General features: G+C 53.2%; 17 protein-coding genes and 1 pseudogene. 17 read left to right on the top strand and 1 reads right to left on the bottom strand.

What is annotated here, in order from left to right; translation table 11 throughout:
* The 17 genes and pseudogenes from JUE30_RS08020 to JUE30_RS07945 all read left to right on the top strand — a co-directional run.
* A pseudogene (locus JUE30_RS08020) lies at positions 1-2597 on the top strand (phage tail protein); the annotation flags it as partial.
* A 10-nt stretch (positions 2598-2607) separates the two neighbouring features.
* Positions 2608-2994 carry a phage infection protein gene (locus tag JUE30_RS08015; protein WP_239061386.1) on the top strand — a complete coding sequence of 129 codons (387 nt, stop codon included), beginning with the start codon at positions 2608-2610 and terminating at the stop codon, positions 2992-2994.
* Positions 2957-3121: a CD1375 family protein gene (locus JUE30_RS11385; RefSeq protein WP_374706487.1), complete on the top strand. Its 165-nt coding sequence runs from the start codon at positions 2957-2959 to the stop codon at positions 3119-3121. Before JUE30_RS08015 ends, JUE30_RS11385 begins: the two co-directional genes overlap by 38 nt.
* Positions 3096-3383, top strand: coding sequence for a hypothetical protein (locus JUE30_RS08010; RefSeq protein ID WP_203624403.1), 288 nt, complete (start codon positions 3096-3098; stop codon positions 3381-3383). The genes JUE30_RS11385 and JUE30_RS08010 overlap by 26 nt, the downstream gene beginning before the upstream one ends.
* A complete protein-coding gene (locus tag JUE30_RS08005) occupies positions 3364-3750 on the top strand; it encodes a phage holin (RefSeq protein ID WP_374706486.1) in 387 nt (128 codons plus the stop codon). The genes JUE30_RS08010 and JUE30_RS08005 overlap by 20 nt, the downstream gene beginning before the upstream one ends.
* Positions 3734-4981, top strand: coding sequence for a GH25 family lysozyme (locus JUE30_RS08000; RefSeq protein WP_203624402.1), 1248 nt, complete (start codon positions 3734-3736; stop codon positions 4979-4981). Before JUE30_RS08005 ends, JUE30_RS08000 begins: the two co-directional genes overlap by 17 nt.
* 98 nt (positions 4982-5079) lie before the next feature.
* Entirely contained in the window at positions 5080-6243 is a 1164-nt protein-coding gene (locus JUE30_RS07995) for a GIY-YIG nuclease family protein (RefSeq protein WP_203624401.1), read from the top strand.
* An 827-nt stretch (positions 6244-7070) separates the two neighbouring features.
* Positions 7071-7403, top strand: a complete 333-nt coding sequence (locus JUE30_RS11380; protein WP_203624400.1) for a helix-turn-helix transcriptional regulator — start codon at positions 7071-7073, stop codon at positions 7401-7403.
* 33 nt (positions 7404-7436) lie between these two features.
* Positions 7437-8615: a site-specific integrase gene (locus JUE30_RS07985; RefSeq protein WP_203624399.1), complete on the top strand. Its 1179-nt coding sequence runs from the start codon at positions 7437-7439 to the stop codon at positions 8613-8615.
* 568 nt (positions 8616-9183) lie between these two features.
* Positions 9184-10230, top strand: coding sequence for a phenylalanine--tRNA ligase subunit alpha (gene pheS, locus JUE30_RS07980; RefSeq protein WP_203624398.1), 1047 nt, complete (start codon positions 9184-9186; stop codon positions 10228-10230).
* Between the two features lie 3 nt (positions 10231-10233).
* Positions 10234-12645 (top strand): phenylalanine--tRNA ligase subunit beta, encoded by a 2412-nt coding sequence (gene pheT, locus JUE30_RS07975; RefSeq protein WP_203624397.1) that lies wholly within the window; start codon positions 10234-10236, stop codon positions 12643-12645.
* A gap of 156 nt (positions 12646-12801) precedes the next feature.
* Positions 12802-13947 carry an endolytic transglycosylase MltG gene (gene mltG / locus JUE30_RS07970; RefSeq protein ID WP_239061385.1) on the top strand — a complete coding sequence of 382 codons (1146 nt, stop codon included), beginning with the start codon at positions 12802-12804 and terminating at the stop codon, positions 13945-13947.
* A complete protein-coding gene (udk, locus tag JUE30_RS07965; protein WP_203624406.1) occupies positions 13944-14582 on the top strand; it encodes a uridine kinase in 639 nt (212 codons plus the stop codon). Before mltG ends, udk begins: the two co-directional genes overlap by 4 nt.
* Before the next feature lie 59 nt (positions 14583-14641).
* Positions 14642-15118, top strand: coding sequence for a transcription elongation factor GreA (greA, locus tag JUE30_RS07960; protein ID WP_125756360.1), 477 nt, complete (start codon positions 14642-14644; stop codon positions 15116-15118).
* A 420-nt stretch (positions 15119-15538) separates the two neighbouring features.
* The gene (gene liaF, locus JUE30_RS07955; protein ID WP_203624395.1) at positions 15539-16249 is read left to right on the top strand and encodes a cell wall-active antibiotics response protein LiaF; all 711 of its coding nucleotides are present in this window, start codon (positions 15539-15541) and stop codon (positions 16247-16249) included.
* Entirely contained in the window at positions 16246-17310 is a 1065-nt protein-coding gene (locus JUE30_RS07950) for a sensor histidine kinase (RefSeq protein WP_203624394.1), read from the top strand. Before liaF ends, JUE30_RS07950 begins: the two co-directional genes overlap by 4 nt.
* On the top strand, positions 17303-17956 hold the full coding sequence (locus tag JUE30_RS07945) for a response regulator transcription factor (protein WP_203624393.1): 654 nt from the start codon (positions 17303-17305) through the stop codon (positions 17954-17956). The genes JUE30_RS07950 and JUE30_RS07945 overlap by 8 nt, the downstream gene beginning before the upstream one ends.
* A gap of 60 nt (positions 17957-18016) precedes the next feature.
* On the opposite strand, the gene JUE30_RS07940 is transcribed toward JUE30_RS07945, so the two are convergent.
* On the bottom strand, positions 18017-20647 hold the full coding sequence (locus tag JUE30_RS07940; RefSeq protein WP_203624392.1) for a YfhO family protein: 2631 nt from the start codon (positions 20645-20647) through the stop codon (positions 18017-18019).
* Between the last annotated feature and the right edge of the window lie 124 nt (positions 20648-20771).

The raw sequence follows: 20771 nt of genomic DNA, 5'->3' as shown, positions 1-20771 counted from the left end.
GTGATTATGAAGCTACTACGCAAGCAGACCTATTACAGTCGGCACTGAGCGACTTAAAGCATTATGCAGCACCAGTTACCAACTATACAGTAGACTTCGCATTCATTCCGGACAACATAAGCATTGGCGATACGATTCATGTGGTAGATGAAAAGCGAAATTTGTATGTTTCAGCACGAGTGCTTGAGCTTTCTCGCTGCTATTCCTTGCCAAGTTCAAGCACTGCTACACTAGGCGATTACAAAATAGAAGCAGATAAGGTTTCAGCAGCCCTCAAATCATCTGCGGTGAAACTGGCACAAGAACTCGCCAAGCAGAATAAAGGCAAGGATGGCGTCGGCATTAAGTCAACAGCAGTTACTTATCAATCGTCAACATCTGGCGTGACACCACCAACAGGCACATGGTCGACATCTATTCCTAGCGTTGATGCTGGCAACTATTTGTGGACGCGAACCGTCTGGAGTTATACAGATGGGAGTAGCGAAACTGGCTATTCTGTTGCTAAAGCCGGTGAAAAAGGCGACAAAGGCGATAAAGGCGACCAAGGACTTCAAGGGTTGCAAGGTGCTAACGGCAAGGACGGTATTCAAGGACCAAAAGGCGTAGACGGTAAGAGTTCATATACTCATATCGCCTATGGCAGTTCAAACACAGGTGCAGGATTTACACAGACACCAAGTGCTTCTACTACCTACATTGGCATGTACGTTGACCAAACAGTAACTGATTCTAATGACCCCACTAGGTACAAGTGGACGTTGATTAAAGGTGCAAATGGTAATGATGGTACACCGGGTAAAGCTGGTGCTGATGGTAGAACACCATATCTCCACATTGCCTATGCAAATATGACGCATGTTGCCAATGAAAATACTAGCTTTACATTGTCGGGAAGGGCTGTTGTCCGTTTTGGGAAAGATGATAACTGGGTATATAAGACATTTGATGCTGGTACTTATACAGCCAATAGTGCTACGTTTGGCAGGGACCCTTATCAAGGGGTAGTTAAAGTTGCTGAAGTAGTTAGTGATTTTTCTGTTGAGAAAAGTGCAAATAAATCCTATATGGGGACCTACACTGATTACACACAAGCCGATAGTTTAGACCCAACAGCTTACCAATGGTCACAAATTAAAGGTGCTGACGGTAAGGATGGTGTAGCAGGTAAGGACGGCGTCGGCATTAAGTCCACGCAGATTATGTATGCGCAGAGCACTTCTGGTACCACAGCACCTACCACTGGTTGGACTGCACAAGTTCCAACACTAATCAAGGGACAGTATCTGTGGACGCAGACTACTTGGGTTTATACGGATAATACCGGTGAAGCTGGTTACACTGTCAGCTACAATGCTAAAGATGGTAACACTGGTAAGGATGGTATTGCTGGTAAAGATGGTGTCAGCATCCGTTCGACTACTATCACGTATGCAACCTCCACATCAGGCACGTCAGCACCCACGAGCGGCTGGGTGTCTACGCCACCAATCGCTACAGCCGGTCAATTTATCTGGACTCGGACAATCTGGACTTACACCGATAACACAACAGAGACTGGTTATTCCGTTGGCAAAATCGGTGAAAAAGGGGAAACAGGTAGTACAGGTGCAACCGGCGCACAAGGTGTACAAGGGCCAAAAGGACCTCAAGGCGCTCAAGGACCACAGGGACCACAGGGAACAAAAGGTGACTCTGGCTCTAGAACCTTCACCAAGTCTGCAACTCCGCCTTCCACAACTAATTTGCCCGTAAATGCAGTGTGGGTTAAACCAGCAACGACTGACAGCAATGGCAAAGCGATAGCCGCATCTGCAAAGACTTGGGACGGAACAGCTTGGCAAGACACGGCAATCGAGTCAAGCCTAATCGCGGAGAACATTGTCGGCAAAAATATTACTGGCTCCACTTTTGGCAACGCCTCGGGGACCTTTAGCATTGATACTGGTGGGAACATCACAGGGGCATCAATATCTGGTTCTGAAATTAAGTCCACGTTTTCTAAGGTACCACTGCATTTTGAGGCTGGCGGAAGCAATCTGACGGGCTCCGGTACCGTCGATATAAAGAATGGTAACTACCTTGTGGATGCCAGTGTAGACCAAATAACGAAGGAGTCACTACAAACCGAAATTAGTCCATCTGGTATACTCAGCCGTGTTTTAATTAATGGGTTGATGGACAGTGAGGCCGGATTAACTGAAGGTGAATTAGCTTTATCCGGCTACGATACCAGCAACAACGAATTATTGTTTGGGTTTATAAATGCTCAGATTGCGTCACAGATAGACAACAGTGGAACGGTGATTTGGACCGGGAGCACATACCTACTTAACACGACGACGATTACACCTACCATTCCAATCACTGACTGCTTCTCCGGGTGGCTACTGTGCTGGGCTAATGCGGGTACGCCGCTAAATGACTTTTTCAACTACACGTTGATCTCGCGCGCATTCGTCACAGCTCATCCCGGCCACCAGCACAAGATCAGGCTAGTCAACGGCGATAAGTTCTTTTACGTGTCTACGCAGCAAATTGGGGGCACGGCACAAAACAATGGCGGGTCTGCACTTGTTGAAGTTGTCGCGATATAGGGGGTGCGATATGGATAAGGATAAAATCAAGGTGCTGTTCGAGACTGACGCGGACGGGTACATCACCGGCTACCAGCAAGAGTTCTGGGACGGCCGGCAGTGGCAAGCACCCTTTGATACTAGTAAGGCAGTGGACCTAGCCCCGGCTGATGTCCAGACGATTGTGCTAGGAGCGACTAAGTACACTGATGGCAAGCTAGTCTTGGATACAGCTAAGCAAAAAGCATTAGCTGATGCACAGACTCAGGAAACTACTCAGCCTGACCTGTCTGCTAAGGTTGCTGACCTAGAGAGCCAACTTCAGGAGGCTCAAGCGGCCATTATGGAGCTGGCAGATATTAGCTTAGGAGGTGACACGGATGCCACAAGCACGACCACAACTACCAGCGCTGGCTGAGATTTATGCCGATTCTGTTAAGGATGGAGAAAGAACTATTGATGGAGTCCCTGAGCTGATTAGGGCAGAAGTAGCAGAAATACTCAAAGGCGGGGGACAAGATGACAGGACTAATAGCGGCGATTAGTGCGGCGGCTGGGGCTGTTAGCACTATTTTTGTAGAGCAGATTAAGCACAACGACCATGAAGATGTATATGCAGAGCATACGGACGACTTATTTAAGCGGCTGGATAAAATCACTACAGAGCGTGATGACCTTAAGGCTCAGGTGATAGAACTACAGGCCAAGGTTGAAGAACAGACTTCACAGATTGAGGAATTGAATAAGCGTATGACTCAACTGACTAAGGCCGTTAAGGGAGTTGAAAATGATGAACAATCTGAGTAATTTGATTGTCAGTATTGCGGTGGCTGTGATTCCGATTATTGCCGCTTATGTCTCTAAGGAGATTGTAGCCAATAAGAACGCTATGGCTTTGATTCAGACTATTGGACCACTAGCTAAGGCGGCTGTAGCGGCGGCTGAGGCCCTTGGAGTTACTAAGGGGTTAGATGGTGCGGCTAAGAAGTCTAAGGCTGTCCAGAGCGTTGTGAGTGGCCTTAAGAAGCTAGGCTTTAACAAGACTGATGAGCAGACTGTAGCTGATGCAGTAGAGAAAGCCTTTGCCGACTCTAAGGACCAGTTACATGCAGTCTATCAGCCTACTTCTACCACGACCACGACAGAAGGGAGCAAGAATGAAGACAGTAAGTAAACTATTGACGGTACTAGCAGGCGCTGTAATGGCTCTGTCCTTTAGTGTAGGCACTTATGTAAGCGCTTCCACTCAGAGCTATGGTCCTGACTGGTCTAAGTATCAAGGAAGCTATGGCAAGTATGGCACTAGTAAAGACCAGTTTGTCATTGCTCAGGTAGGCGGGACCTATGGCGGATATTATGTGGACCAGCCAACCTATAGGACTCAGGTAGCTTCAGCTATTGCGGCTGGTAAGCGGGCTCATACCTATATCTGGTATCAGGTAGGGGGCTCAACTAGCCTAGCTAATGCGGCTCTGAGCAGGTTCCTTCCTAGGGTACAGACTCCTAAAGGTAGTATTGTAGCGCTGGACTATGAGGCGGGTGCTTCTAGCTCTAAGCAAGCTAATACCAATGCTATTCTGTATGGTATGAACCGGATTAAGGCCGCTGGCTATACACCAGTCCTATACTCTGGTAAGTACTATCTGGCTGAGCACACTTACTATAATCAGATTAACTCAGCCTATCCTACTAGTCTTTGGCTAGCTGGCTATCCTATGCGAGGTATCCAAACTCTGGCACCATTCCGGTACTTTCCTAGCATGGATGGGGTAGCTCTGTGGCAATTTACAGACAACTATGGCACTACTGGCCTAGATGGCTCTGTAGACCTTACTGGTATCACTCACAAGGGCTATGACGGCTCTTATAAGACTGCTACAGGCAAGGTAGTAGTTAAGCCTAAGACTTCTACCAGCTCAATTAAGGCTGGTCAGAAGGCCAACAGCACGCCTAAATCAGCACTTAAGGCTGGTATGACTGTTAAGGTCAATCTGTCAGCTAAGAAGTGGGCTACTGGTCAGGCTATGCCTAGCTTTGTTAAGGGTCACACCTACACCATTAAGCAAGTATCAGGGAATAGAGTATTGCTCTCTGGTGTCATGAGCTGGGCTAATAAGTCTGATGTAGAGCTATTAGGCGTTAAGACCCCGGTAACTGTCTCTTACGTCACTAACTACGCTCAGAGAGGTGTATTCAAGCCCCGCTATACTGTCAACGTTAGAACTGGTATGGGTACTAATTACCGTATCACTGGACACATTGGCTATGGCGCTCAGGTGCTCTATGTCCATGTCTATATCAAAGGTGGCTTAGTCTGGGCTCAGTATCACTCATACTCCGGCTTACGCTATGTAGCTATGGGAAAGATGGGCGGCCAGTCTTATGGCACCCGTACAGTCTATTAACCTTATGGACCTTGGCTCAATTGCTGGGGTCCTTTTTTTGTGCCAGAATGACAGCGCTTCTATGATATAATCACCCTGAAATTTAAGGGGGAAATTTAATGGCTGAAGATAATGATTTTAAAGCTATGTTCAGTATTGGGCTGGACGGGATTAAGAGTGCACCAGTTGGCGATAATACAGGGAAGAGTGGCAATGACTTCTATGTATACGAGTGGTATATCGTAGATACAGGAGAGATATTCTATGTCGGTAAGGGACGGGGAAACCGTTATAAAGCCTTCCATGATAGTGCCTATGTGGCAGAGGACATTAAGAAGCAGTATAAGACAGCTAATAGGTTTGTTAAGAAAGGGTTGACTGAGCAAGAAGCTGTTGAGCTTGAGAGTGAAGAGATGACGCGCATTCTCAACGAAACCAATTACAGGTTGACCAACAGACAAATTCCATTTGGTACTGACCGCTTTAATGGCTATGACAGAGCGCCAGATACACCACCATTCAAGCTTGACACAGCACCTATGCTTTGGGTTGACGAAAACTCTGAGCATTATTTTCATGACGCGGCTAAACCTTTTGACCCTGTAACTGCTGATGGTCTGAGAGGTGTCACATTAGAGACCCCGGTAGACCAAAAAGAGTTAAAAGCTGTATATGGTGATAACTTTGGTCAGGTTATTCAGGAGACACTAGAATTGCTGGATGCTTTTGGCACTAAAGTCGTGTCCTCAAGATATGCAAAGTCAGTGACTGGCTGGATATTCATGGAGAGCCAACAGCTAATTAATGTCCAATATCGCAAAGACAAGGCACAGAATGATTTAGGGCGTACCATACCTGCATATCACTTAGTGGATGTGCACCATTTTCTACTGAACTGGGCTAAAGACAATGGCATACAGTTATCAGATAGTACAAGTGTTCCTGTTGTTGACAATACACGAGTACCACTTGCAGGCATTACACGACTTTCGACAAGTGATGATGAATATTGGGAGCAAGATAAGGTAATTCAAGAGGCCAATAAAGCAAGCAGAACTGGTGACTATGACACAGCCCTTAAGCTATTGGACCAAGCTCGCGCCGCTGGAATGCTGTATGTAAGGCTATATAATAGTTATTTCAAGATTTATCACAAGCTGGGGGAATACAAGAAGGAACTAGCTCTTGCTGATGAAGCATTACAAGTCTTTTCACCAAGTGAAGACGTTATAGATTACATAGATGTTCTTAAGCGCCGAATGAAGATTCTCAAGAAGCTATAGGATTAAGAACTAATGCTCTGGGCTGTTGTAAATTGCTGATAGCTTCCCTAGCAAAGCTAAGAAACTGCTCTGTAAGGCTATTTGCCTATTGCATACACAGCCCAATCTGACTAGTGGCGCTAAGCTCACTGGCCTATGGCACTCACTTCCGCTCTCAGACTTGCCCAAGAGACCATACAGATAGGTTTGAGATTTATTTAGCTTTGGGCATTGCGGTCTAACCCGTGTAAACACCGCTGTAATGTGTATGGCTGAATGTTCCTGAGGTATTGCCCCCAAGTCGGTCCACCCTGACCCTTTGCCTTTTTAGTCTGGCTGGTGGTCACCACCAAGGTCACGCCCTCACCATGACTAGTAATGAGTGACGGCCTAAGTTTTGCGACGGGTAGGCGGCCCAACTGACTTTATTTAACTCCTACTCAGTGCATTGGTAGGAAACATAGCAACCATGGTACAATAGTCACCGGCCGGGGAAGGCTAGGTGACTAACAGCATTGGCGTGTTGTTGGTTGCTTACAGATGTTTATCTGGGAGCTACTAGGCGTTGGCGCGCTTAGTGGCTTTTTTGTCGTCTTCACAGAACTGGCAAGCTTCACCAGCTATAAAGCTGATAAGACCAACCATACATAGGACAACTATTGTAACTTCATGAGTGATTACCCAAGAGACTATTTCGGCCATTGTTCTCACTTCCTCAATTGTGTGGATTGACAACAAACAAAGTGTTATTATTTAACTACAGACAGAGTATAGTCTCTTCTGTGTGCTGATGTCAACAACATTTTGTTTGCGATGTTCACAACAAGGCTAGAAAGAAGGTGAGACACATGAGTATGACGGCGCGTGAAGTACATGAGGGCCGAATAGCGCGGGGGCTGACTCAAAGAGAGCTGGCAACAGAGGTAGGGCTATCTGTAGGCTCTATAAATTCCTATGAGCATGGTATCAGAAGTATCACAAAGGAAGCTGAGACTAAACTATCTCTAGCTTTTAAGCGTATTAAGCCCCTAAGTGAACAGGGACCATTACCAACACACTTAGCTGAATTGTCAGACACTAACACCACTCTGCAATGGCAAGGAACACACCTAAGACCTACAGAAGTTGAGCTATTACAGGTCCTTGCTAAGACTATGGTGGAACAACGTAAGAAGCATTAACTTTCTTTCCTGTCGGTGTGGGAAGGAAAATCAATGGCAAGTATTAGCAGTTACAAGACAGGTTCAGGTATCCGCTGGAAAGCTCAGGTATACATAGGCGAGGACCCTAAAACGGGTAAGAAGCGATATACAGTCAAGGGTGGCAATAAGACAAAGACAGCGGCGGTTAGAGCTGGTAGAGAGCTGGAAAAGCAAGTAGCTAATGGCTCTATCACGATTAAGCCGCCAAAACCTAAGGCTCCAACATTTAAGGCTGTCTATGAGGATTGGCTAACTCATTACAAATTTACTGTTCGCACTTCCTCACTACAAAACACATTGAACTGTTTCAATCTGCACATATTACCCATCCTAGGAGACATGCTAGTAGATGAGATAACTGAGGACGATATGCAGAAGGCTGTAGAAGCTTGGTATGGTCAGACAACCTTCTATAAGCGCTATTACAGGCATGCTAAGCGGGTGCTGAAATATGCAAAGATGAAGGGCTATCTGTCTGAGGTGCCGTGTGAGAATATCATATTGCCAACCCCACAAGACCGGCCCGGTAGTCATGCTGAGTTTTGGGATAAGGACCAGCTAAATAAATTCTTTGCATGCTTCAATCCTGACCGAAACCTAAAGAAGCTGGCATACTTTCGGATATTAGCTTATGCGGGGCTACGCTCTGGCGAGTGCATAGCCTTAGAGTGGGAGGATGTGGACTTAAGCAAGCAAACTATAAACGTCAATAAGACTCAATCTCAGGGGCTTAATGGCCGCACTACAGTTAATCCACCAAAGACAAAGACCAGTAGGCGTATTGTTCCTATTGATGATGGCACAGTAGCGATATTGAAGCGGTGGCGTGAGGAACAGCACTTATATTTAGGCGTTGGGTACTATCTCAAGCCTTCCCATCAGTTGCTATTTACCACAAGGACTAACGAACGAATACGCTCTAAGGTTCCCGCTAATTGGCTGAGAGAGATTATTCAGCATAATGGTCTTACACCTTCTATTAGTCTGCACAAGCTACGTAAGTCATATGTCTCTAACTTACTTATAGCTGGGGTGCCTGTCTCAGTTGTACAGAAGCTAGTAGGGCATGCTGACCCAACAATTACCCTTAGGATATATGCTCAGGTCCATCAGGAACAGGAAGTAGACGCCGCTAAGACCCTAGCTGACTACCTTAAGGATGACGACGACAAAAATAAGCCAATTAAATAATTTTTACTCTGTCCAAAAACTTGAAAAAGTGAGGCGTGGTATACCTTGGCGCTGTAAGGCTCAGAACAAGGCGAGAAAACATAGAGAAAACATGAGCCAAAAAGTTGACCCTTGGCATTTTCATAGGTGTTGTGATAGTCTACTACCAGACAGTTATATATCTCTTAAATACAGTGATAGAAGCTCAGATAGGCGAATTAGTTAGGGAATGGCGGCCATAGACTGGGAACCGCCTATATATTCAAGTATCTGTTTTCACTTCTTGAGTAGACAGTCGAAAGGCTGCTCCGGTCCTGCCGTTATGAAGTTGAGTGCATGCCTATTTGGCGTGAACAAGGGTGGTACCGCGACGCTTCGTCCCTTTTAGAGGGGCGGGGCGTTTTTTTTGTGCAGGCTGCGAAGCGAGGCGCACTTAGCTCGACGGCTAGCCTAGCTCAAGGCATTGCCGGCGTTTTTTGCCGGCGAGGCTTTGAGCCTAGCTGGATGCTCACCCGTTGCCCGCCTTAGCACGACTGCGCCTTTCAAAGCATCACTAATCCAGTTTTTCAGCCCTAAAAGGAGGACAATCATGGATCTTAAAACCAAGCTGGAACAGCTTCGGGAAGAAAACAAGAAACGCATCAAGGAAACCGAAGATCTCGATGCGCTGAACCAGATCCGCGTCAATCTGCTCGGGAAAAAAGGCCCGATCACAGAAGTGTTGCGCGGCATGAAGGATCTGCAGCCGGAAGAGCGGCCAAAGGTGGGCGCGTTTGCCAACCAGATTAAGGCTGATTTGCAGGAGAATCTGCAAAACCGCAAGGAGGCCCTTGAACAGGCCGCACTGACGGCCAAGCTGGCGACGGAGACCATCGATGTCACGCTGCCTGGCGACCAGGTGGTCCAAGGAACCCCGCACATCATCGACCAGATCATGGATGACATCGAGGAGTTCTTCATTGGCCAGGGCTACCAAGTCGTTGACGGCCCTGAAGTTGAAGAGGATCACTACAACTTTGAGATGATGAACATCCCCAAGGACCACCCGGCCCGCGACATGCAGGATACTTTTTACATCGATGATCAGCTGCTGATGCGGTCCCAGACCAGCCCAGTTCAGGCGCGCACGCTGGAAGTGCACGACTTTAGCAAAGGCCCGCTGAAAATGATTAGCCCCGGGCGCGTGTACCGCCGTGACACCGATGATGCGACTCATTCTCACCAGTTCCACCAAATCGAAGGCCTGGTGATTGATAAACATATCACGATGGCTGATTTAAAGGGGACCCTGCTGGCCCTGGCGCAGCATGTCTTCGGCAAGGACCGGCAGATTCGGTTGCGGCCAAGTTACTTCCCGTTCACTGAACCAAGCGTTGAGGTCGATGTGTCCTGTTTCCACTGCAACGGCAAGGGCTGCGCGATTTGCAAGTACAGCGGCTGGATCGAGGTTCTCGGGGCCGGCATGGTCCACCCGAACGTGCTGACCAACGCCGGCGTGGACGCCGACGTGTACGGCGGTTTTGCGTTTGGCCTGGGCCCAGACCGGTTTGCCATGCTGAAATACGGCATTGACGACATCCGCAGCTTTTACCAAGGGGACGTGCGGTTCCTGTCACAGTTCAAGGAGGAGGGTTAAGCGATGAAGGTTTCATATGATTGGTTAAAAGAACTGGTCGATTTTCCTGCCACTCCCGAAGAACTGCTGGACAAGGTCTCGCGTACCGGCATTGAGGTCGATTCGGTGTCGCGCATGGCTGACGGTCTGAAGAAGGTTGTGGTCGGCCGCGTGGTCAGCTTGAAAATGCACCCTGATTCCGACCATTTGCATGTGGCCATGGTCGACACCGGTGAAGACGAGCCGCGCCAGATCGTGTGCGGTGCGCCAAACATCGAGGAAGGCCAGACGGTCATTGTGGCGCTGCCAGGCGCCCGTATCGGTGATAACGTCAAGATCAAGCGCGGCAAAATGCGCGGCGTTGAATCTGACGGCATGATCTGCGCCTTGCAGGAGCTCGGTTTTTCCAACGACATTGCACCTAAAGCCTACGATGCCGGCATCTATGTCTTTGACGAGCCGCTTGAACCCGGCAGCGATGCCCTCAAGGCCCTGGGGATGGAAGATGCCGTGCTGGACTTTGAAATCACGCCGAACCGCGCTGATGCTTTGGGCATGCGCGGGGTGGCCTGGGAAGTCGGCGCCACTTACGGCAACAAGCCGCACTTCGAGGACAAGCCGGTCGTTGAAACCGGCAAGCCAGTGGCCGACTACCTGAGCGTCAAAGTCGCTGATGAAAAGGATGCGCCTTCCTATCAGATGCGCGTGGTCGACAATATCACGATCAAAGACAGCCCGCTGTGGCTGCAGCGCCGCCTTTGGAACGCGGGCATTCGGCCGATCAGCAACATCGTTGACGTGACCAACCTGATCATGCTCGGCTATGGCCAGCCGCTTCACGCGTTTGACTACGATAAACTCGGCAGCAAACAGATCTTGGTCCGTCGGGCAACGCCAGGCGAGCCGCTCACCACGCTTGATGGCAATGATCATGAGCTAACCCCAGACGACATCGTCATCACTAACGGCGAAAAGCCCATCGCGCTGGCCGGGGTCATGGGCGGGCTGAACTCGGAAATCACCGCAGGAACAACCACCGTCACCATCGAGGCAGCCATGTTTGCCGGCACGCCGATCCGCAAAACGGCGCTGCGGTACAACCTGCGCTCTGAAGCCTCGTCGCGCTTTGAAAAAGGCATCGATGTGGGCAGCATCAACAAGGCTTTGGACGAGGCGGCCCGGCTGATGGCCGCGCTCGGCGACGGGGAAGTGGCGACTGGCACCATCAGCGCCAGCCATGTGGACCCAGAGCCGGTCGAAGTGGACATTTCGCTGGATCGCATCAACCACATTTTAGGCACGCAGCTGGATGCCAAGACCGTGACGGGCTTGTTCGACCGCCTGGGCTTTGAGGTGACCGAAGCAGACGGCTTGTTCTCCGTGCTGGTGCCCACGCGCCGCTGGGACATTCACATCGAAGCTGACCTGATTGAGGAAGTGGCGCGCTTGTACGGCTTTGACAACCTGCCGAGCACACTGCCGACGACGACCATGACCGTCGGCGAGTTCACGGCCAGTCAGGCCCGCCGCAAGCGCAGCCGCAAGCTGCTGGAAGGCCTCGGCCTCACCCAAATCATTTCTTACGCGCTGACGACGCCGGCAAAGGCCGCCGCCTTTGCCATCGACGACAGTGAGGAGACCCATGTGGCCTTCCCGATGACCGAAGACCACCAGACGCTGCGGTGCAACCTGGTCTCCGGGTTGATCGATGCGGTGGCTTATAATGTCGCCCGCAAGCAAACCGACTTGGCCCTTTATGAGCAAGGCCGGATCTTCCCTCGCAGTGCCGGGCATACCCGGCCGCAAGAGGTCGAGTACATCGCCGGGGCACTCAGCGGTAATGTGATTCAGGCGGGGTGGCATCAGGCCGCTAAGCCAGTTGATTTTTACTATGTGAAGGGGATTGTCGACAGTCTGCTGGCAGACTACCGGCTCGCCGGGCCAGTCGAGTACCAGGCGCTGGTTGACGACCCGTCGCTGCACCCAGGGCAAAGTGCCAAGCTGGTGCTGGATGGTGAAGTGATTGGGCTGATTGGCCGGCTCCACCCGCAGTTTGAGCGCGCGCAAAAGATCAACGAGACCTATGTGTTCGAGTTGAATCTGGATGCGCTGCTGGCGGCTAGTCGCACGGAGATGACCGCTGTTGCGGCACCGAAGTTCCCGTCGGTCACCCGCGACATCGCCGTGCAGGTCACCGCGAATATCACCAATGCGGAGATCCAGGCCGTGATCGCCAAAAATGGCGGCAAGTTCCTGCAGGATGCGCACCTGTTTGATGTCTACAGCGGCAAGAAGCTGGCACCAGGGCTGAAGAGTCTGGCGTACACGCTGACCTACCGCCGCAAGGATGCGACCTTGACTGACGATGAGGTCACCAAGGCGAACGACCGGGTCGAGGCCGCCTTGAAGTCAGAGTTAGGCGCAGTCATTCGTTAAATCCCGGTTACAATCGCGTGGTGGTGGCGAAAACCTGTCGCATTTTGCGGCGGGCTTTTGTATAATTCACGTAGGTTTTCGGGCGTAATCCGCTGCATGAGGCAGCCCGCTTCTGGGCTGCCTTTTTGTACATTGCGCCGGGATGGGAGGAGAAACGTGGAGCAACAACCAAGTTCCAATCAGAGACGCAGGCGCGACCACCAAGTCGACCAAGCGTCAAGGCACGTGGTTCGCTGGGTGATCGGGATCGGACTGACGGTGCTGGTGCTGGTCGTGCTGATGGCCGGGGTCTTTGTCCACTCGGCGCTTCAGCCGGCGGATAAAGCGGCGAAGGCACCAATCCTCGTGACGGTCAAAACCGGCGAGTCGACCGACGAGATCGGGACCAAGCTTCAGCAAAAAGGGCTGATCAAGTCGGCGCTGGTGTTTAAGTTCTACGTCAAATTCCATAATGTGCCCAGCTATGAGGCCGGCCAGTACAGCTTCACCAAGGCCAATACCATGCAGGAAATGCTGGACACGCTGCGCGGCGGCAGCAGCACGACCGGCATCGGCACGGTGCTGGTCAAAGAAGGGGTGGACGCGGAGACCATCGCGGACGCGGCGGCCAAGCTGCACAAGAAAGACCCCAAGCTGACGCGCGCCAACTTCATCGCTGCGCTGAAGGATGAGGCTTTCTTCAAGCGCCTGCAAAAAGCCTATCCGCAGCTGCTGGAAAGTGCCGGCAAGGCCAAGGGCGTGCGCTACCGACTCGAGGGCTACCTGTTCCCGGCGACTTACACCGTGACGGAAAATGAATCCGCGCAGGCCCTGATCGCTCAGATGGTCAACAAGACTAACGCGGTGCTGACGCCGTACATGGCCAACATCCAAAAACAAAAGCTGAGTGTGCAAGAAGTGCTCACCCTGGCCAGCCTGGTTGAGCGTGAAGGTGTCAATGACTTGGACCGTGGCAAGATTGCCGGCGTCTTCTTCAACCGCCTTGACGCGGGGATGCCGCTTCAGTCAGACGTGGCAGTGATGTACGCATTGAACAAACATTCGACCCACCTGACGAACAAGGACACGAGCGTTGATTCTCCTTATAACTTGTATCGCAACAAGGGATACGGGCCGGGACCATTTAACTCGCCGTCAGAGTCGGCCATTAAAGCCGTTCTGACACCGCTGCAGCGTTCCGCCGGGTACTTGTACTTCGTGGCCAACCTGAAGACGGGTGAGATCCGCTACGCTCACACGCTGGCCGAGCAGAATGTGAACACAGCAGCGTTTGCCGCCGACAACGGTCAGGGGGCTAACTGATGAAACAAAAACCGATCGTGATCGGCGTCACCGGCGGCTCCGCCAGCGGCAAAACCAGTGTGTCTCGCGCCATTTTCAACCAGTTCTCAGGCCACTCGCTGCTGCTTTTGGCGCAGGACGCTTACTATAAGAAAAGCGACCTGCCGTTTGAAGAGCGCCGCAAGATCAACTACGACAACCCGCTAGCCTTCGACACACCGCTCCTGCATGACCAGCTCGAGGCGCTTATCGCTGGCCGCGCGATCGACCGGCCGGTGTACGACTACACCATTCACAACCGATCGACCGAGGTCGTGCACATGGAACCAAAAGACGTGATCATCGTCGAGGGCATCTTGATCCTCGCCGATGAGGAGCTGCGCAACCTGATGGACATCAAGGTTTACGTTGACACCGATGACGACATTCGGGTCATCCGTCGCATTCGCCGCGACATGCGCGAGCGCGGGCGGTCTTTGGACGACATCATCGACCAGTACCTGAAAACGGTGAAGCCGTCGTACCATCAGTTTATTGAGCCGACGAAGCGCTACGCCGACATCGTGGTGCCAGAAGGGGGCCACAACATGGTCGCCATCGATTTGCTCACGACCAAGATCCGGGCGATTTTAGCGGCCCGCGGGCTGAGCGAGTGAATTGACAAATTCGCTAAATCCGTTACTATCAGCTTAGACAAAAGAATTGAGGAAAAATTATGGCAGATAAAACATATCCAATGACCGCAGAAGGTAAAAAAAAGCTTGAGGACGAACTGGAACGGTTAAAGACCGTCGAGCGCCCCAAGGTGGTTGAGCGCATCAAGGTTGCCCGCGGCTTTGGCGACTTGTCTGAAAACTCTGAATACAGCGCCGCCAAGGACGAACAGGCGACGCTCGAGACCCGCATTGTGCAGGTTCAGACCATGCTCCACTACGCCGAGATCATCGACTCCAACGAAGTGCCTCAGGACGAGGTTTCACTTGGCAAGAAGGTCACCTTTGTGGAGGACGGCGACGACGAGGAAGAAACTTACGAAATCGTCGGTGCGGCTGAGGCGGACGCATTCAATGGCAAAATCTCAAACGACAGCCCAATTGCCAAGGCCCTGATTGGCAAGAAAGTTGGCGAAAACGTCTCGATCGCAACGCCGGGTGGCGCGATGAACGTTAAAATCGTCAAAGTCGAAGCTTAATCATCAAACCAAGTGCGGTGACGCACTTTTTTTGTATGGTGCGCAGGGTTCGCGCACTTAGGGGAATGGGTAGCCTAGCTCGAGGCATTGCCGCTGGTCTTTGGCGGCGAGGCCTCGAGCGTAGCTAACCACTTCCCCGATGCGAACCCGTAGCCCGATTAAACAAAGGTGCGAGGAACGGCGCACTTAGCCCGACGGCTAGCCTAGCATACGTCATTGCCGGCGTTTTTTGCCGGTGAGGGCGTATGCGTAGCTAGACGCTCGGGCGTTGCCGTTCCGAGCCCGATTACTCAAGGTGCGCAGGACCGACGGTTTTAGGCCAATTAGGTGCAACCAAGCTTTATTCCCAAAATCGGCCTCTGGGCGGACGGTCCCATGCCGATTTTTGGGTATACTGGAGGAAACGGAGGAGGCGGCAGCGTGAAGCGGCGATGGCAACTATTTTGGATCATTGAAATCGCACTGACCATGGTACTCGGCTACCAGATCGTCACCAATCCCGCCAGTTGGATCGGCGTCGCCAGCGGGCTGATTGCCTTGGTGATCGGCATCAAGGGTCATTTCTGGCGCACGTTCTGGCTGCTGCTTGGCGGCGTCCTCCTGGCGGTGGGTATTTTTATCAACCCGATGATTTGGGTCATTCTGTTTGTGGGGCTGGTCGGCGCCTTGTTCGGCTTGTCTGGCAAGCATGGCAGACGGCTGCCTTGGCAGCAGAAACACTACGCGGCCGTTCACGTGGTGGCGCCGACTGCCAAGGGCGGCACCACCACGCGCCATCCCTGGTTTGGTGATGAAACGATTGGCAGCTCAACGTATGAATGGGATGACATCAACATCACCGTGGCGGCTGGTGATACCATTATTGACTTGGGCAACACCTTGGTGCCACAGGGCGATGCCACAATCGTGGTCCGCAAAGGCATCGGTAAGACGCGCATCTTAGTGCCAGTCGGTGTCGGCGTCATGGTCGATCACTCCGCGCTGGCCGGCACCTTGTCGGTCGACGGCGCCGAATGTGGCCTGCATAACCAAACCGTGCGGCAATACAGCGATGATTACGACACGGCCAAGCGCCGCGTGCACATCCTCACCAACGTGTTGATTGGTGATTTGGAGGTGCTGTCGGTATGAGGCTGAAGCAAATAAGTTGGACTTTCGCGACGGTCACGCTGGCGACGGCCGCGCTGGAACTTGGGCTGGTGTTCCTGGTGAGTGTCGCAGCGGGGGGACAGTTCTTGGCGCTGCTGATGACGCAAGTGCTGGGGATGCCACTGGCTGCGTACTTGATCACCGGCGCAGTGTTGATCGGCCTAATCGCCACCACCCTGCAGTCGGCGTTTGACCAGTACCAGCACCGGCAGCTGACTCGCCGCTTGACGCAGCTGGTCGCCGGCCAAACCGACGCACTGGTACTCGCCAGGCAAAGTCAGGCGAAGGCCGCGCTCGGCCAGGACGTGGCGGCGGAGCTTGAAGCCCTGCGGCAAAAAATGATACGCTTGCAGCAGGAAATCGAGCGGTATTCCAACACCCCGGTGGTCCTGGATGGCCAGACCAAAGAGCAGATCCTCACCGAGGAGCGCCACCGCCTGGCCCGCGAGTTGCACGATTCCGTTTCGCAGCAGTTGTTTGCGGCGATGATGATGCTGTCGGCGCTGCGCAGCGTGGTCGACCGGGATAACCCAGACGCGCCAGAGGCCAAGCAGATTGAAACCATCGAAGGCGTGATCAACGAGGCCCAGTCGGAGATGCGGGCGTTGCTGCTCCACCTGCGGCCGACCAATCTGGCCGGCAAGTCCCTGAAAGACGGCATTATCAGCCTGCTTCAGGAGTTGCAGACCAAAATCAAAATCGCGATTTCCTGGGACTTGCAGGATATCCACCTGTCCCATGGCAGTGAGGACAACCTGTTTCGCATCGTTCAGGAGCTGCTCTCGAACACCCTGCGCCACGCTAAGGCCAAACACTTGGAGGTTTACCTGAAACAGGTCGAGGCCACGGTGGTGCTGCGCGTGGTCGATGATGGGGTCGGCTTTGATCCCAAAACAGAAAATACCACCGGCAGCTACGGGCTGTCGAACATCTCGGAGCGTGCGGCGGCCATTGGTGGCACCGCGAAGGTGATCAGCTTTCCCAAGCAAGGGACGAGCGTCGAGATCCGCGTGCCGTTAACAAAGGAAGAAGCACATGATTAAAGTATTGATCGTTGATGACCACGAAATGGTGCGCTTGGGCGTGTCGACGTACCTGGGGGTGCAAGATGACATCACCGTTGTCGGCGAAGCGGCCGATGGCAAAGAGGGCCTCGACAAGGCGTTGGCGCTGCGGCCTGACGTGATTTTGATGGACCTGGTGATGCCGAACATGGATGGCATCGAGTCGACCAAGCGGATCCTGGCGGCTTGGCCCGAGGCGCGAATCATCATCCTGACTTCGTTTATCGATGACGAAAAAGTCTATCCGGCCATCGAAGCCGGGGCGGCCAGTTACATCCTGAAAACCGCCACCGCGGAGGAAATCGCCGCCGCGATCCGTAAGACCGCGGCCGGGGATTCCGCGCTTGATCCGCAGGTCACCACCAAGATGATGAACCGCCTGACCAAAAAGCAGGCGCCGGAGCTGGCCGATGAGCTAACCAACCGCGAACGCGAGGTCCTGATGCTGATCGCGCAGGGCAAGTCGAATCAGGAAATTGCCGATGAGCTGTTCATTACGCTTAAAACGGTGAAGACCCACGTGTCAAACATCCTGGCCAAGCTGGAAGTTGAAGACCGCACCCAGGCGGCGATTTATGCGTTCAAGCACGGGCTGGTCAAGCAGAACGGGGAAGCCAATCAGTGATTTGGGCAGTCCGGGTCACCAGATAAAAAATGCGTTGCTCAAACGAAGAGCAACGCATTTTTAATGGCGTGAGCGGAGCCGACCTGGGGCGACTGGCGTACCGCGCGGCGGGAACCGCAGCCAGAGCAGCAGCAGCCCAATCGCCACCAAACTGATCAGGACCCCTGGCCAGAAGTACGGCGGGGTGTAGGTCATGGTGATGTCATGTTGGCCCTTGGTCAGCGGGATCGCCATCAAATAGCCGAGGACTTTTTTCACCTTGACCGGCTGACCATCGACTTTGACTCGCCAGCCGGCCGCGTAAGGAATCGAGGTCATGAGGACCTGGTGCTTTGAAGTGGCGGTGGCCGTTGCGGTCAGACCGCGGTCGGTGCGGTTTGTGAGCTGCCAGGCCTGGTCTTTCAGGGCGTTCAGTTGCACTGCCGTTTTTGACATGTCTAAGCTGAACAGGCGGAGATCGCCGAAGTCCGCGCTGTCTTTGCTCAGCGTAAAGACCAGGGTCTGCTTCTTGCCTGGGGCACTCGGGGTCACATTCAGCAGCTCGCGGTCGCGGAAGGTGTCGTAAATCGGCACGCTGCGGCCGTTTTGCGTCAGGCTCACCAAGTTGTCGGTGAAGTTAGCCCCAATTTGCAAGTAGTAAGGGTCGGTGGTGCTGGCGGTGAAGGTGTACGTGACGGTGGTCTGCTTGGCCACCGGCTTTTTGGTGACGTTGTTAGCACTGACGGTGCCGCCATGGACTGCCATCGGACTGAGGGGTTGAGCGGTGAACAAATCAGGAACCGTTTGGCCGCCGCTCAGCGCGGCCAAAATGCGCTCCTGATTGATCACCGGTTCAGACGCCATGAGGGTGGTCTTCAGGATCCGGTTTGAAGCGACAAACCCCAGCCCTGGCGCGTACGGGTTCTCGTAAACCGTGAAGGCGGTGGTTTGGGCGACCTGATTGTAGTCGAACAGGTCAGGCCGGGCAGAGACCTGGGGGAGAAAGATGCTTAGCGGTGCGTCGAGGCGCGGGGTGATAAACCCTTTGAGGTCCAGTAAAGCATCCGTGATCACTGTGCCGTCGGTGTAAGCGACAAACCCATCGCCGGCGCTTTGACCGATGGCCCCGAAGAACTTAGGGGCGGCCGGTTCCATCATGGACGTGAACTGATCGGTCCCCAGGTAACCCACCTGCATCGGGTCATTTTTCGAGCGCAAGGTGGTTTTGCCAATGCGATCGTCATCGCCGACATGCGCCTTCGCGGCCGCGATGCCGCTGCGTAGCGCTTCAGTGTAGGTGTGATAATCCGAGTGGCTGATATAAGACAGCTGGTTCAAGGTGAGCACCGCATTGCTGCCGGCATCGACCAGCATCAGCAAGCAGACGCCAATGGCAAAAGCCGGCCGCCGGTCCGACAGCATGGCCAGCCCCACCAGGGCCAGCGCGTCCAAAATGATGGTCAGCCAGATGGTATTAGTGGTGAGGTAAGGGTACTGGGCCCGGCGCAGGAACACCGTCAGGTCAAGTGCGGTGAAGACCACTAGGCTGAGCAGCAGCTGGGGCACGGTGATCCCGTTTGGCCGCAGGCGCAGCGCACGCCAGGCCAGCGCCATCATCCAGAAGCACACCACGAACGAGAAGCGGTATGGGTACCAGACCGGATACTGCATCCCGTGCCACAGCAGGTCAAGCGGCGACCAGCTGAGCGACACGGCGAGGAAGGCGGTGAACAGGAACGCGTAGACTTTTTCCTGCCAGCGGATCTCCTTGGTGAAGAAGTAAAGCAAAAAGCCGATTAGCGCAATGCTGCCGATGAAAATGTTGGCCTGCCCCGACGGCATTTGGCCGTAGGAAAACGAGCCGGCGAAAAACTTGCCCAGCTGTTGCAGCGGCGTGGTGTCAAAGTGCGTCCAGCGAATGTGGGTCTCGGTGTAGGTGCCTTTGCTTTGGCCGAGCTGGAAAACGGTCGGCAGCAGCAGCCACGCTGACAGCCCGCCGGCTAAGAGCCCGGCGCCAGCGAAGCGGCCGCATGCCCGCAGGCTTTGGCGCAATGACAGTCGCGCTTCAATCAGACGCAGGCCGAAGTAGCCCACAATGAACAGCACGGTCATGTAGGCCATGTAGTAATTGGTGATGATGGCCAAAGTCAGCCAGCCCAGAAACGGCCACGGCCGCAGCCTTTTGATCAAAGTGTCCACGCCCAGTGCAATCATTGGCAGGAACACTGCGGCGTCCAGCCACATCAAGTTGAGCTGATTGGCCAGCGCCCAGCCGGAGAGGGCGTAGGCGGTGGCAAACCCCACGACCCATGGCCAGTCGCCGCCGTGGCGCTTGACGTACAGGCCCATGGCCGCCCCGGCGGCCGCATACTTGGCGAGGGTCATCACCGTGATGGCGAGATCCAGCGCGCTTTGCGGAAACAGCAGCAGGATCAGGTTGAAGGGGCTCATCAGATAGTAGGCCCAGATCCCCAGGGCATCCCCGCCCAGGGCTTTGTTGAAGGCGTAGAAAAACTGCCCCGGATGACCGAAGAGGGTTTGCCGGTAGTAGCTGTAGTAATCGATGTACTGCTGCCCCATGTCGACGGTCATGATCGAATTGTTCCCGAATGGCCAGACTTTGGTGGCGATGTAGTAGCCGGCCATGATCAGGGCCGGGACGCACGCGGCCAAGACGAGGGGATGGTGTTTGAGCCAGTGAACCAACCGCATGGCAGGCTCCTTTCCAGCGCGCTTACAAAAGAGTAAACATTCAGGCTTCCAGCGCACGAATTTGCTTGTTCCATAGTAACATGAAAGCCAGCAAGGCGTGGCGGAGCCGGTCGGTTTTTGCTAC

Source organism: Lacticaseibacillus sp. 866-1, assembly GCF_016861825.1.
Classification (GTDB): Bacteria; Bacillota; Bacilli; order Lactobacillales; family Lactobacillaceae; genus Lacticaseibacillus.
The sequence above is the reverse complement of the archived record's forward strand: the minus strand, read 5'-3'. Positions and strand labels throughout refer to the sequence as shown.